This is a genomic window from Roseburia sp. AF12-17LB, from assembly GCF_003479605.1.
In the GTDB taxonomy this organism is placed as follows: Bacteria; Bacillota; Clostridia; order Lachnospirales; family Lachnospiraceae; genus Roseburia_C; species Roseburia_C amylophila.
Window position 1 is genome coordinate 32,357 of the sequence record NZ_QUHR01000010.1, and the last position, 12,094, is coordinate 44,450.

The window sequence follows — 12,094 nt, forward strand, 5'->3', positions numbered from 1 at the left end:
TTATTTCTTTACTCCTTTGGTTGCACGGTTTCCAATATGAAGCCGGTTCAATGCAATTTCTTTATCTTTTACCATGACCACTGGCGGTTCTTCCTCACCCAGTGCATAGATGTTGGTCAGTTCATCCCCTGCTGCAAGCTTCATTCCGCAGACCCCGATTGCCCCCTTCTTCTTCTCAGGAATCGTATCTGCTGCAATCCTAAGGAACATGTCCTTTGCCGACTGCATAACAATAGTCATATTTTCTTCTACCGGTGCTACGAATATAACTGCATCATCATCTGCAAGCTTCGTGGCAGCTGTGGTACGTTTTGCTACGTCAAATTCTTTTCCGTCTACCTGCTTTAGCATGGCTGTCTTAGTTCCAAACAACAGTTTCTGTGTGCAAAGTGTTGCCAGATCCGTAATATAAACCAGCTGTTCTTTGGAACTGTCATAATTACTTACATTATCAATCGGCTGTCCCTTGTCACGGAATTTTCCAAACGGCAAATCGACTACCTTCAGCAGATGCATCTGTCCGGTATTGGTAAAGATGCAGATTTTTCCGGTATTCATACAATGAAGTACATAACGGTTCTCTGTATCTGCAGCTTCTTTGTTACGCTCATAAGCCGCCACATCAATGGTCTTCGCATAGCCAAAACGATCCATCAAGAAGACCACTTCCATCTCTTCCATCTTCTTTTCTTCATAAACAGCAGCTTCCACATTGTCTATATGGGTACGGCGTTCTCTGGAATAGTTTTTCTTAAGACCATCTAATTCCTTCATAATTACCTTCGCCATTGTACTGCGGTTGGTAAGAATATCTTCGTATTCTGCGATATTCTTTAATGTGGTATTATGCTCATCCATCAATGCTTCCACTTCCAGGCCAATCAGCTTATAGAGGCGCATCTCTAAAATTGCTGTTGCCTGACGTTCTGTAAAGTTTAACTTCGAAGCTTTCTTTTCGGATTCTTTTGTCTTGAATTTAATATTTTCTGTTACACCGTTCATCAGGCAGTTTTTCGCATCCTTGATATTACGGCTTCCTCTTAAGATTTCAATAATTAAATCAATAACATCACAGGCACGGATTAATCCTTCCTGAATCTCTTTCTTGTCCAGTTCCTTTGCCAGTAAAGTCTTATATTTTCTGGTTGCAAGCTCATACTGGAACTTTACATGGTGGCGGATAATCGGAACCAGTCCCAGAGTCTCCGGTCTTCCGTCTGCTACTGCCAGCATATTGACACCAAAAGTATCTTCTAATTTTGTCTTCTTATAAAGAAGATTGCAAAGGTTCTGTGCATCTGCTCCTTTTCGAAGTTCGATAACAATGCGGATTCCCTCCTTGGATGACTGATTGGAAATATCCACAATATCATTTGTCTTCTTGGTCTCAACCAGACTGTAGACATCATTTAAGAATTTTCCAATATTGGCTCCAATCATGGTGTATGGAATTTCCGTAATAATCAGGCGCTCTTTTCCGCCTTTTACTGCTTCAATCTCTACTTTTCCCCGAACCTTAATCTTACCGATTCCAGTCTCATAAATGGAAAGCAGTTCATCCTGGTTGGTCACAATTCCACCGGTCGGGAAATCCGGTCCCTTGATGTATTTCATCATTTCTTCTGTTGTAATATCCGGATTCTTCATATATGCTTTGACACCATCAATGACTTCGCCAAAATTATGTGGTGGAATGCTGGTTGCCATACCAACGGCAATACCCTCTGCTCCGTTTACCAAAAGGTTCGGCACCTTTACCGGAAGTACTTCCGGCTCTTTTTCTGTCTCGTCAAAGTTTGGCACAAAATCTACTACATCTTTATCCAGATCCGCAAGGTATGCTTCCTGGGTAATCTTCTGCAGACGCGCCTCGGTATATCGCATCGCCGCCGCTCCATCTCCCTCGATGGAACCAAAGTTACCATGGCCATCTACCAGTGGCAGTCCCTTCTTAAATTCCTGTGCCATTACCACCAGTGCATCATAAATGGAGCTGTCACCATGCGGATGATATTTACCCATGGTATCTCCCACGATACGGGCACATTTACGATAAGGTTTATCATAACGGATGCCAAGTTCGTGCATATCATAAAGTGTTCTTCGCTGTACCGGCTTCAGACCATCTCTGACATCCGGCAATGCTCTTGCGATAATAACGCTCATGGCATAATCGATATAAGATTTCTGCATTACTTCCGAATACTCGGTGCGGATAATCTGTTCTTTCGTTTCCATAATCTATCCAATTCCTTCCTGATTTTCTGCTTCTATCATTTCCCATACATCCATAAAAATATGCCGTCAGCAATTCCTTACGGATTCATGGAAATTTATATGTCAAGTTCTGCGTCCTTTGCATTATCATAAATAAATTTACGACGCGGCGGTACATCCGTTCCCATCAGCATCTCTGTTACATCCGATGCCATTCTGGCATCTTCGATTTCCACCTGTTTTAACATCCTTGTCTCAGGATTTAAGGTTGTCTCCCATAGCTGGTTTGCATCCATCTCTCCAAGACCTTTGTAACGCTGCAGGGTAAAAGAACCTTTATGTGTTTTACGATAACGTGCCAGTGCTGCATCATCATAAAGATATTCTTCTTCCCCTTTGCTTGGCATCGCCTTATATAATGGCGGCATTGCAATATAAACATGTCCTTCGTAAATCAGTTCCGGCATAAAACGGTAAAATAAAGTCAGAAGCAATGTTGAAATATGTGCTCCATCCACATCCGCATCTGCCATGATAATTATCTTATCATAACGAAGCTTGCTGATATCAAAGTCATTTCCATATCCTTCAGAAAATCCGCAGCCAAATGCATAAATCATGGTCTTAATCTCTGCATTTGCCAATACTTTATCTATACTTGCTTTCTCTACATTTAATATCTTTCCACGAATCGGAAGAATTGCCTGGAACATTCGGTTTCTTGCAGTCTTAGCAGAACCACCCGCAGAATCTCCCTCCACGATAAAGATTTCACATTTGGAGGCATCACGGCTTTCGCAGTTGGCTAATTTTCCATTGGAATCAAAGGAGAATTTCTGCTTGGTTAAAAGATTGGTTTTCGCTTTCTCTTCTGTCTTACGGATTTTTGCTGCTTTTTCTGCACATCCGATAATTGCCTTTAAAGTATCCAGGTTACGGTCAAAGTACATCTGAATTTCATCATTGGTTACTTTTCCGGTGGCTCTTGCCGCATCCTGGTTATCAAGCTTGGTTTTCGTCTGCCCCTCAAATCTTGGGTCCGGATGTTTCACAGAAATAACGGCAGTCATTCCATTTCTTACGTCTGTTCCGGTAAAGTTTGCATCCTTTTCCTTTAAAATGCCAAGCTCTCTTGCATAGGAATTAATCACCTGGGTAAAGGTTGTCTTAAAACCGGTCAGATGGGTTCCGCCCTCTGCATTGTAAATATTATTGCAGAAGCCCAGCACATTCTCATGGAATTCTGTTGTATACTGGAATGCCACTTCAACAGAAATGCCCTCAGATTCTCCTTTGTAGTAAATCACATCATGAAGGCACTCACTGTTCTGGTTCATCTCCTTTACAAAGCCAATGATTCCATCCGGTTCATGATATTCAATATGTTCTGTTTCTTCTCCGCGCTTATCTTCATAAATAATAGTTAAAGCAGGATTTAAATATGCAGTCTCATGGAGACGGCTCTTTACTTCATCCTCTTTAAATCTTGTCTTTTCAAAGATTTCCGGGTCCGGCAGGAAATTAATCTTTGTTCCGGTCTTTTTCGTCTTTCCAATTGTCGGCAGCAGTCCGTTTACCAGCTCTACCGTTGGCACGCCACGCTCATAGCGGTCATGATGCACATAACCATCTCTGCTTATTTCTACATCCATATAAGTAGAAAGTGCATTTACAACAGAGGAACCTACTCCATGAAGACCACCGCTGGTCTTATATGCTGCATTATCAAATTTTCCGCCGGCATGGAGGGTTGAAAATACCACACGGGCTGCCGATACGCCCTTCTTATGCATTCCCACCGGAATTCCCCGTCCGTTATCTTCTACGGTACAGGAGCCATCTGCCTCTAATGTAACACGGATGGTATCACATACACCAGCAAGATGCTCATCTACCGAGTTATCCACGATTTCATATATTAAATGGTTCAATCCTTTTCTTGAGACGCTTCCAATATACATTCCCGGTCTCTTCCGGACAGCTTCCAGTCCTTCCAGTACGGAAATACTGCTTGCATCATATGTTTCCTGTTTCGCCATTGTTCCATTCCTTTCTTTCTAAAAACTGCTTCAAAAGAAGCCCTGCGGCTAGTATAACACATGGAGATTTTTTTGGCAAACATGTGTTTTCTATTTTGTTTGATCAGGAAGGAAATGGGCTTCTCATATATTTTATTTGGCAAATTGGTCAAAAGCATATCTATTTGTTCCACTGTATGCAAATAGATATGTTTTTGTACAATTTTGCCATATCCAAAATTTGATTTCTCCATTTGGCACCTGATCTTTCAAAAAAAACAACTACCGGGCGAACCGGTAGTTGTCTGAAATCTCTTTTATAAAATTGTCCTGTCTTATTTAATTGAACAGATTCTTAAAGAAATCTGCAATAGAGGAAAACAGGTTGGAGAAAAAGCTTCCTATCTTATCAAAGATGCCGTCTGCACCAAGGTTTTCAATCTTGTCATAAATGGATTTCGCCTGATTTACAAGGCTGTCTACATCAAGATCCAGATTGCCAATCTTCTTTAACAGGTCTAATAACTGCTCTTTCTGCTCTTCTGTCAGTGCAACATCAAATTTATCTGCTGCTTCATCAATGGCATCACGGATACTTGCATCATCCGTAAGATTGTTTTCTGCCATCTGCTGTTTTAAGTATGCAACCAGTCCTTCTACGGATTCTGCATCTGCACCAGTGCTGCTCTCTAACTGTCCGGTTAAAACCAGCTCATTTAATGCAGTATCTACATTTTCCTGTGGAAGTTCTTTTCCGGTAATCTCCTGGTATGCCTTAAACACACCTACCAGAGCTGCTGTTCCGGAAATATTCTGTGGTCCTGCAACAATTATGTCCGCATCTTCAATTCCGGCTGTTACCAGTGCATTCTTATACATACCAACTGTACAGTATGAAATATTCTTGGTGGAAATATTGATTCCATTTCCTTTATCTTTCTTTACGATTACTACAGAAGACCAGGATTTACTTCCAATCTGTGAAGATGGAATATATGCATCCAGATACTGGTGTTCTTCGGAATTGTTTACTGTAACTACATCATAATTATCAAGCTGTGCAGGATCAATGCCCATCAGACTTAATACTGTATTCTTCTGCTCCTCAGACAGATCAGCACCCAGTGCCAGATATGGTTTATCGCTTTCTTTGATCACGACATTGTCATCTGCCTTATCTTCTGCCGCTGCCGGATTATCTGCAGCTGCTCCACTTTCCGGAGTGCCGGCTGCTGCTCCACTTTCCGGAGTGCCGGCTGCTGCTCCATTATCTGTATTGGCTGCTGCATCGGAACCGTTGTTCTCTCCGCCTGCTGCAGTACCATTTTCCGATGATGTCTCTGTAGACAGTGTTCCGGTCACTTCTGCTGCGGATGCCTGAAATGGCACTCCAAGAAACAGCATACATGCCAATCCCATTCCCATTATTTTTTTGATATGTTTTTTCATTTTTTCCTCCTTTTCAGGCAAGGTGAACATTCATCCATGCCAGAATATCATGATATACAACATCACGGTCTGTCTCATTTAAGATTTCGTGACGGTCGTTGTCATATAATTTCCAGGTAATATCCTCTTTGCCGGCTGCGTCAAATTTATTATATACCTTCTTTACGCCGCTGCCGCAGCCGCCCACCGGATCCATTGTTCCCGATATAAAGAATAACGGAAGACTCTTTGGAACTGCTTCAATATTTTCCTGCTGGTTGTCAAATAGAACTGCCTCAAACAGTCCCATATAAGCATTTACTGTAAATACAAACGTGCATTTCGGGTCTGCATAATAGGTTTTTACTATTTCTTCATTCTTGGTCAGCCAGCTATTGGAAGCATCTTTTCCTGTCAGGTCAAACTGATGATAGTATTTATCATAAGATAATTTCTGTAATAATTTACTTCTGTGATGCCAGCCGAAAAATGCTGCCTGCAGCTTTGCAATAAACATGGCAAGCTTTGTGGTATTGTCCGGAATACAGCCAGTTCCCATAATTATAGCACCGGTAAGCCCCTCTCCATGTATCGCCAGATATTTCCGAAGCATATAAGAACCCATGCTGTGTCCTAACATAAAATAAGGCACACCCGGATGCTCTTTCCGTGTTATCTCCCGGAGTGTATGCATATCGGCAACCACCGTATCGCTGGGATGCTCTGCAAAAAAACCCCATTCATCCTTAGATACAACGGATTCGCCGTGTCCGATATGATCATGACCTACCACCAGAAAACCATTGTCATTTAAAAATTCTGCAAAAACCCGGTAGCGTTCAATATATTCCACCATACCATGTATTATCTGTAAAACCGCACGATACTTTCCATCCTCCGGAGTCCATCGTACTGCATGAACTGTGGTTCGCCCATCTGCGGAAGGGAAAGAAAACACTTCCTCTTTCGTCATATAATATACCCCCTGTATGTTATAAATCCCTTATATTTTACAATGATTCTGCGTTTTTTACAACCGAAGTGCCCTACAAAAAACATAATACTCTATTAAATTTTTCTTAAATCCCTAAAGTTTTACCTAAAACGCCGTATTATTGCCTGCACACTTTCTCTTCCACTGTAAGTGTCCACTGCCGGCTCATAAACGGCTGCAAACTGTATGCTGTTTTCTTTTCCATGCATAGCTGCATCCACTTCTTCACTGCCAAACTTTTCACTGAGAAATGTAAGAAATTTTTCCACTTCTCCAAAATAGACTCCTGCCACCGGATTCCCCTTTGAATCCAACAAATGAAGCTTTAACACATTCCGGTTTACGCCCACTATACCGGCTCTCGTAATCTTAATATTACGGTCTGCAAATACCGGTCTGGTATTGGACTTTCCGCAAGGCTCCAGCACACTTAACTGCCGGATGGTATCTACCGTAAAATAGGACATCGGAAGCACCGCATCCAGCCTTACCACCTCTGCCATATCTTCTTCAGAAAGTTCTGCCTTCTGATTAAGCTGTTCCCGCAATTTATCAATATCTTCTTCCCGCATGGAAAGTCCTGCTGCCATAGGATGTCCGCCGTATTTTGTAAACAGCTCCGCCACTTCCGTCATTTTATCAAACATGGAATAGGCTTCGATGGAACGACCGGAGCCTTTGACTCCTTCTTCTCCTCTGGTCAGTACAAATACCGGTCTCTGATAGGCTTCCCGGATTCTTCCGGCAATGATTCCAGCAAGGCTCTCATGGCATTCCGGAAGGTAAACCACTAATACTTTATCTTTTTCCCGGTCTTCCTTTTCAATCTGTTCCAATGCCTTCTGTGTCTCCTGCTGTGTCATATATTTCCGGCTTTCGTTAAGCTCCACCAATTCGCCTGCCAGTGCAGAAGCCTTTACTTCATCCCGCTCAAGCAGCAGCTCCAGGGAACGTTTTGCCGTATCCAGTCTGCCGCTGGCATTGATACATGGCCCCAATACAAAGCCGATATGATATGCACTCAACGGCTTGTCAGAAAGCTTGTTTTTTGCAATCAACGCTTTCATTCCGGGATTCTTCGTATGCTCTAACGCTTTTAACCCAAGCTTTACCAAAATACGGTTCTCTCCGGTTAAGTCCATGACATCCCCCACCGTTGCAAAGCCTGCATTTTCAATAAAAATATCCGCTTCTTCCACCGGAATATCCATTCTCTCATAAAGCACCTGCACCAGCTTCCACGCCACTACTGCTCCGCAGATTCCTTTGCAGGGATACGGACAATCCGCCTGCTTGGGATTTACAATGGCATCCGCATTGCTCCGTAGAAATCCCTTTCCCTGTTCTGTATTACGATAAGGAATCTCATGGTGGTCTGTTACCACAACGGTCATTCCTTTTTCCTTTGCAAAATTAATCTCGTTGATTGCAGCAATTCCATTGTCACAGGTAATCAAAAATTCTTTTCCATCGGACAATGCCTGCTCGATTAAATGCTCATTGATTCCATAACCATCTTTCATCCGGTTCGGGATTGCAGCATCCACATTGCCGCCGCACCGGCGGATTCCCTCTAACAAAATATAGGTTGCATTGACACCATCAATATCATAATCACCAATGATACGCATGGCCTTTTTCCCTGCAATGCCCTCTGCAATAATTTCTGCAGCTTTATCCACATCCTTTAATAAATGAGGATTATGTAATGCCTCTTTTCCACCATACAAATATTCTGTAATTTCTTTTTCATCTATTATATCCCGGTTTCTTATAATCCGGGCAATCAGTGGGTCAATTCCATATTTCTTTGCCATTTCCATGAAATTGCCGCCTTTTCTGATTTCAATCCATTTCTCCATGAAGCTTTCTCTGCCTTATCTATTCATATTCCACATTTATGAGCACCAGTCCCTTTGCTGCTGCCATTGGTCCTGCCAGACTGCGGTTTCTGCCCTCTAATATTTCTTTCATCTCACGAACTTCCCGCTTTCCCGTTCCAACTTCTAACAGTGTTCCGGTAAGGATTCGCACCATGTTCTGTAAAAATCCATTTCCGGTAAAAGAAATGTCAAGTTCATCCTTTTTCTCTTCCAAGCGAATCTCATAAATCGTCCGTACTGCCGATTTTTTGAAATGACGGTTGCCGCAAAAAGAAGTAAAATCGTGGGTTCCAATCAGCACTTCCGCCGCTGCCTTCATTTTGTTAATATTCAGGTTTTCTGCCACCGGTGTTACATATTTTCTCCGGAATACATCCGGCTTCTCTCCTAAAAAAATGCGATAGCAATAAGTCTTTTTTACTGCGTTTAATCTGCTGTGAAACCGGAGTGGTACTTCGGATACCTCCAATACCACAATATCCTCCGGCAGATACTGGTTGCAGTACCTCTTTATCTCTTCCGGTTCATATGCACTCTGAAGTTTAAAATTTGCCACCTGTCCCATGGCATGCACGCCCGCATCCGTTCTTCCGGAGCCATGTATCTCTATTTCTTCTCCTGTCATTTTCTCCAATACCGACTGCAGCTTTCCCTGAATGGTCTGCTCCGTATTTCCCTGCACCTGCCATCCGCTGTATCTGCTGCCATCGTATTGCAATATCATTTTATAATTTGTCATGTTATTTCTCCATTCATTATGCAACAGTATAACACGTTTTTCTCCATTCCGGCATATACTTTATGGAATAAATATCATGAGGTTTCCATATGTCAAACCTTTCTTATATGCAAAAAACCACGGACATGGGGCAACTGCGGATTCATGTCACCACAGAGCGTGGCTTTTTCCCTATTAAAGATGCCTCCATCCGTCTTTCCTATACGGGAAATCCTACTGAAATCATTGAAGAACTATCAACTGACATTTCCGGTCAGACTGCAGCAGTTGAACTGCCGGCTCCCCCCTTAGAATATAGCATGGAACCTTCTGAATTCCAGCCTTACTCGGAATATACCATTCAGGTAAATGCGTCCGGCTACCGTCCCATCAACATTTCCGGAATCTCCGTTCTGCCGGATAAAACTTCCATCCAAAATGTCCGGATGGAAACTGCCACCGTGGAAAATCCCCCGGAACGAAATATTGTTATTACTGCCAACACTCTCTATGGGAATTTTCCGCCGAAAATCCCAGAGGATGAAATCAAGCCGATGAATGAAAGCGGCGAAATTGTCTTAAGCCGTGTTGTCATCCCGGAATATGTTATTGTCCATGACGGACCGCCAAGCGATTCTTCCGCCAACGACTACTATGTCCGCTACCGGGATTACATCAAAAATGTTGCCTCCAGCGAAATCTATGCTACCTGGCCGGATGCAGCTCTCCGTGCAAATATTTTAGCGATTATGTCCTTTACCCTGAACCGGGTGTATACGGAGTGGTACCGGAACAAAGGCTATGATTTTACCATTACTTCTTCCACCGCCTTTGACCACAAATTTGTCTACGGCAGAAACATCTTTTCCAACATTTCCAATATCGTCGATGAGATGTTTAACAGCTACCTTTCCCGTCCGAACGTCCGCCAGCCGATTCTGACACAGTACTGTGACGGGCAGCGGGTAAGCTGCCCGAACTGGATGACTCAGTGGGGGTCGAAATACTTAGCCGACCAGGGATATTCCACCATTGAGATTCTGCGCTACTATTACGGCAGCAGTATGTATATCAACACGGCGGATGAAATCAGTGGTGTACCTGCTTCCTGGCCGGGCAGCAACCTTGAGATTGGTTCTACCGGGGATAAGGTGCGGATGCTGCAAGAGCAGCTGAACCGGATTGCACGTAACTATCCTGCGCTTCCGACTATTACCGTGGATGGCATTTATGGTCCTGCCACCAAAGCTGCCGTAGAAAAATTCCAGTCCATCTTTGGGCTTCCGGTTACCGGAATTGTGGATTTCCGTACCTGGTACCGTATTTCCGAAATTTATGTGGCAGTTTCCAGAATTGCAGAATTGTATCAATAAATTTCATAACTTAAACCTTTTCGGGAATTCTTTTTACCACAAACCCATAGTAATTATGAAAATACAATGCTATACTAAATGCATATTACGAATTTACTGGAGGGAAAAATAATGCATACATTTCAACCATATCCAATTGACCTCGTGGAAATGAATCCGTTTACTAAAATCGGCAAAGAATGGATGTTAATCACAGCAGGTGATGAGAAGAAAGCAAATACAATGACTGCAAGCTGGGGCGGTGTTGGTGTCCTCTGGGGCAAAAATGTTGTCTACATCTTTGTAAGAGATACACGCTATACCAAAGAATTTATTGATAATGGAGAGACATTTTCACTGACCTTTTTAGATGAGTCCAATAAAGGAGCTTTAAAATATCTTGGAGCTGTTTCCGGACGTGATGAAAATAAAATTGAGAATGCAAGAATGCATCTTGATTACTGCAAGGACACACCCTATATTGACGAAGGAAATCTGGTCTTCATCTGCCGCAAATTATCTGCCACAAAGATGACTCCGGACCAGTTTATTGATTCTTCTATCGAAAGCAGCTGGTATGCCGATGGCAACCTTCACACCATGTATGTAGGTGAAATCTTAGAAGTACTTGCCCGCTAAGCTACTCGCGTAACCATAGGAAACATGATTTGCAAGTTTCTACAGTTATCGCGATGCTCGCCAAATCTGCATGCAAGCATGCGATTTTTCTCGCTACTCGCGTAAAAAGCCCGGCAATGGTTCTTTTCAGACTCATCTAAAAAGGAACCACTGCCGGGCATTTTTTTACCATCATTTTACTTATGAATAATATCATAATGTGCCTGTACGGCAGCATCGATTTTTCTCTGATCTCCCGTTTCAATTGCTTCTGCAATTTCTACATGAAGCTTCCACATTTTTTCAAATTTCTCGGCATCTGCATTTTCCCAGCCTTTTCGGATACTTTCCTTATAAATTTCTGAAAATACCTGCATAATCGTAATCATGAAGCGGTTGCCGGAACCTAATATTAATTTCTGATGGAACTCCCGGTCAATCTCATAACTTCTCTGCTGGTCAGCATTCTGCATAGATTCTGCCAGTGCTTTTAACTCCGCAATATCCTGTTTACTCATGTTTTTAGCTGCCAGAAGACCTATCGCATGTTCTAAAAGGCAGCGTGCCTCTGCAAGCTCATCCTTATCTATCTGCTGCAATAGCAGCATCATATTAATTACTTCTGAAAGGCTTTTTTCCATGTTGCAGCAGATATAATTGCCGGAGCCCTGCTGGCTTTCAATCAATCCGATATTCTCCATACTCTTTAATGCTTCCCGGATAGATGGACGTGACATACCAAGTGTTTCTGCCATTTCACGTTCTGTTGGCAGCTTGCTGCCTACCTGAAACTCCCCACTCCGTATTCCATCTTTTACGAATGCCATTACCCTCTTATACTCTCTGTCCTTCATCTGAATCTCCTT

At 42.7% G+C, this 12,094-nt stretch carries 9 protein-coding genes; 2 read left to right on the top strand and 7 right to left on the bottom strand.

The window, feature by feature from the left end; all coding sequences use genetic code 11:
- The 6 genes from DWV68_RS11490 to truA form a co-directional block, all read right to left on the bottom strand.
- Positions 1 to 2,238 (bottom strand): DNA gyrase/topoisomerase IV subunit A, encoded by a 2,238-nt coding sequence (locus tag DWV68_RS11490; protein WP_118665844.1) that lies wholly within the window; start codon positions 2,236 to 2,238, stop codon positions 1 to 3.
- 95 nt (positions 2,239 to 2,333) lie between these two features.
- On the bottom strand, positions 2,334 to 4,256 hold the full coding sequence (locus DWV68_RS11495; protein ID WP_118665846.1) for a DNA gyrase/topoisomerase IV subunit B: 1,923 nt from the start codon (positions 4,254 to 4,256) through the stop codon (positions 2,334 to 2,336).
- A 318-nt stretch (positions 4,257 to 4,574) separates the two neighbouring features.
- The gene (locus DWV68_RS11500) at positions 4,575 to 5,684 is read right to left on the bottom strand and encodes a DUF1002 domain-containing protein (RefSeq protein ID WP_243088534.1); all 1,110 of its coding nucleotides are present in this window, start codon (positions 5,682 to 5,684) and stop codon (positions 4,575 to 4,577) included.
- A 13-nt stretch (positions 5,685 to 5,697) separates the two neighbouring features.
- The gene (locus tag DWV68_RS11505) at positions 5,698 to 6,636 is read right to left on the bottom strand and encodes an alpha/beta fold hydrolase (RefSeq protein WP_118665850.1); all 939 of its coding nucleotides are present in this window, start codon (positions 6,634 to 6,636) and stop codon (positions 5,698 to 5,700) included.
- 122 nt (positions 6,637 to 6,758) lie between these two features.
- Positions 6,759 to 8,519, bottom strand: coding sequence for a single-stranded-DNA-specific exonuclease RecJ (gene recJ, locus DWV68_RS11510; protein ID WP_118665852.1), 1,761 nt, complete (start codon positions 8,517 to 8,519; stop codon positions 6,759 to 6,761).
- A 19-nt stretch (positions 8,520 to 8,538) separates the two neighbouring features.
- Positions 8,539 to 9,279 carry a tRNA pseudouridine(38-40) synthase TruA gene (gene truA / locus DWV68_RS11515; RefSeq protein WP_117840843.1) on the bottom strand — a complete coding sequence of 247 codons (741 nt, stop codon included), beginning with the start codon at positions 9,277 to 9,279 and terminating at the stop codon, positions 8,539 to 8,541.
- 89 nt (positions 9,280 to 9,368) lie between these two features.
- On the opposite strand from truA, the gene DWV68_RS11520 reads away from it, so the two are divergent.
- Both DWV68_RS11520 and DWV68_RS11525 read left to right on the top strand, forming a co-directional pair.
- Complete coding sequence (locus DWV68_RS11520; RefSeq protein WP_117698174.1) at positions 9,369 to 10,631, top strand: peptidoglycan-binding protein; 1,263 nt, start codon at positions 9,369 to 9,371, stop codon at positions 10,629 to 10,631.
- A gap of 111 nt (positions 10,632 to 10,742) precedes the next feature.
- The gene (locus DWV68_RS11525) at positions 10,743 to 11,249 is read left to right on the top strand and encodes a flavin reductase (protein WP_117840842.1); all 507 of its coding nucleotides are present in this window, start codon (positions 10,743 to 10,745) and stop codon (positions 11,247 to 11,249) included.
- A gap of 176 nt (positions 11,250 to 11,425) precedes the next feature.
- On the opposite strand, the gene DWV68_RS11530 is transcribed toward DWV68_RS11525, so the two are convergent.
- Positions 11,426 to 12,082: a FadR/GntR family transcriptional regulator gene (locus DWV68_RS11530; protein ID WP_118665854.1), complete on the bottom strand. Its 657-nt coding sequence runs from the start codon at positions 12,080 to 12,082 to the stop codon at positions 11,426 to 11,428.
- Between the last annotated feature and the right edge of the window lie 12 nt (positions 12,083 to 12,094).

Bases quoted from the DNA above. Each gene is read 5' to 3' on its own strand.
- DWV68_RS11490 (WP_118665844.1), bottom strand. From the start codon at position 2,238: ATGGAAACGAAAGAACAGATTATCCGCACCGAGTATTCGGAAGTAATG.
- DWV68_RS11495 (WP_118665846.1), bottom strand. From the start codon at position 4,256: ATGGCGAAACAGGAAACATATGATGCAAGCAGTATTTCCGTACTGGAA.
- DWV68_RS11500 (WP_243088534.1), bottom strand. From the start codon at position 5,684: ATGAAAAAACATATCAAAAAAATAATGGGAATGGGATTGGCATGTATG.
- DWV68_RS11505 (WP_118665850.1), bottom strand. From the start codon at position 6,636: ATGACGAAAGAGGAAGTGTTTTCTTTCCCTTCCGCAGATGGGCGAACC.
- recJ (WP_118665852.1), bottom strand. From the start codon at position 8,519: ATGGAGAAATGGATTGAAATCAGAAAAGGCGGCAATTTCATGGAAATG.
- truA (WP_117840843.1), bottom strand. From the start codon at position 9,279: ATGACAAATTATAAAATGATATTGCAATACGATGGCAGCAGATACAGC.
- DWV68_RS11520 (WP_117698174.1), top strand. From the start codon at position 9,369: ATGTCAAACCTTTCTTATATGCAAAAAACCACGGACATGGGGCAACTG.
- DWV68_RS11525 (WP_117840842.1), top strand. From the start codon at position 10,743: ATGCATACATTTCAACCATATCCAATTGACCTCGTGGAAATGAATCCG.
- DWV68_RS11530 (WP_118665854.1), bottom strand. From the start codon at position 12,082: ATGAAGGACAGAGAGTATAAGAGGGTAATGGCATTCGTAAAAGATGGA.